We start from the raw sequence: 2,249 nt of genomic DNA, 5'->3' as shown, positions 1-2,249 counted from the left end.
AGTGTATTTACATTCCATAAGCGTGCAGTGTTATCATCTGATCCAGTAAGAGCATACTTGCCATCAGGGCTAAATGCTACTGAGTTCACCCAGTCTGTATGGCCTATAAGCTCTTGAGCCTCGAGTGTATTTAGATTCCATAAGCGTGCAGTAGTATCATGTGCTCCAGTAAGAGCATACTTGCCATCAGGGCTAAATCCTACTGAAGTCAACGGCTGTGTATGGCCTCTAAGCTCTTGAAACTCCAGTGTATTTACATTCCATAAGTGTGCAGTTTTATCATGTGATCCAGTAAGAGCATATTTACCATCAGGGCTAAATGCTACTGAAGTTACGAAGTCTGTATGGCCTATAAGCTGTTGAGACTCGAGTGTATTTACATTCCATAAGCGTGCAGTATTATCATGTGATCCAGTAAGAGCATATTTGCCATCAGGGCTAAATGCTACTGAAACCACCGCCTTTGTATGGCCTCTAAGTTCTTGAGAATGGAGTGTATTTACATTCCATAAGCGTCCAGTATTATCGTATGATCCAGTAAGAGCATACTTGCCATCAGGGCTAAATGCTACTGAAACCACCGCCTTTGTATGGCCTCTAAGTTCTTGAGAATGGAGTGTATTTACATTCCATAAGCGTCCAGTATTATCGTATGACCCAGTAAGAGCATACTTGCCATCAGGGCTAAATGCTACTGAGGTTACGAAGTATGTATGGCCTCTAAGCTCTGGAGACTCTTGTGTATTTAGATTCCATAAGCGTGCGGTGTTATCGTGTGATCCAGTAAGAGCATAGTTACTATCAGGGCTGAATGCTACTGAAGTCACGTTGCCTGTATGGCCTCTAAGCTGTTGCGACTCGAGTGTATTTAGATTCCATAAGCGTGCAGTATGATCCCATGATCCAGTAAGAGCATACTTGCCATCAGGGCTCAATGCTACTGAAGCCACGCGGCTTATATGCCCTCTAAGCTCTTGAAACCCAAGTGTATCTATGTTCCATAAGCGTGCAGTTTTATCATTTGATCCAGTAAGGATATACTTTCCATCAGGGCTAAATGCTACTGACATTACATAGTCTGTATGGCCTCTAAGCTGTTGCGACTCGAGTGTATTTACATTCCATAAGCGTGCAGTATTATCAAATGATCCAGTAAGAGCATAGTTGCCATCAGGGCTAAATGCTACTGACCCCACCATGCCTGTATGGCCTCTAAGCTGTTGAGGCTTGAGTGTATTTACATTCCATAAGCGTGCAGTATTATCATGTGATCCAGTAAGAGCATGTTTGCCATCAGGGCTAAATGCTACTGAACCCACCATGCCTGTATGGCCTCTAAGCTGTTGAGGCTTGAGTGTATTTACATTCCATAAGCGTGCAGTATTATCTCTGGATCCAGTAAGAGCATACTTACCATCAGGGCTAAATGCTACTGAAGCCACGATGCCTGTATGCCCTCTAAGCTCTTTAGGCTTTAAAGTGAGCATTTGTGTAAGTAAGGCTTTATTTTTAGTAATAAGAGCTGTTTTAAGGATATCGCTCATACCCATGGGTAAAGTGTTTAAAATAGCAGCTTGTTGTTGAGGTGTTTGTGATAAAAGTACTTCAATTGATTTATCAGTTGCCAGATCTTTTAGACAAGCAGATAAAAGAGAACTAGCGCAAATATTTACTACAAAAAAGAGTAATCTTATACGATTGGTAAACATACTAAATCCTTATGATGTTTAAATTAATTATTGAATAGAGCAATAAGAAGATTTTGCAGCCGCTTTGCAGTAACGAGCTATAAATTGTTGTGTAAATTCTTTGTTGTAAATAAGGCCTTGCACGTAGGGTGTTTGGCCGTGCTTATTTATTTTGTTAAAACCTTTTTGAGTTCCCTCTAGACTAAGTAGAAGACTCAGAACTTCTTTACTTGGTTTAAAATTATGTCCTGTAAAAGCATAATGCCATAAATTATTGCCCAGCTTGTCACAAGTATTTAGCGTAAAGCCTCTTTTAAGAAGGGTGGTTACTGTAGCAACATCATCATGAGCAGCTGCTTGCAGTAATTGTTTACGCTTAAAATCAATATAAGCTTTTACTAAAATATTATTTTTGTAATCCTCATGTGAAATTCGAGGTAATAGGCCTATGGCTGACTCAAAAGATTCAAGCATGTGCTGCTCATCTTGGCCATCTAAATTAACAGTAGATTGACTAAACTGCATCATAAAAAACAATTGTTCTAATGTTAATTTTTCTAG

At 39.8% G+C, this 2,249-nt stretch carries 2 protein-coding genes; both read right to left on the bottom strand.

From position 1 onward, the window contains the following. Nucleotides 1-1,709, bottom strand: a 1,709-nt coding sequence (locus H0X48_06965) for a WD40 repeat domain-containing protein (protein MBA3955030.1), incomplete at its 3' end; no start/stop codon positions are given. Nucleotides 1,710-1,736: 27 nt separating this feature from the next. Continuing rightward, nucleotides 1,737-2,249, bottom strand: a 513-nt coding sequence (locus H0X48_06960; GenBank protein MBA3955029.1) for a hypothetical protein, incomplete at its 5' end; no start/stop codon positions are given.

The organism is Candidatus Dependentiae bacterium (assembly GCA_013821315.1).
In the GTDB taxonomy this organism is placed as follows: domain Bacteria; phylum Babelota; class Babeliae; order Babelales; family Babelaceae; genus JACDHA01.
This window is presented reverse-complemented; position numbering and strand designations above follow the sequence as displayed.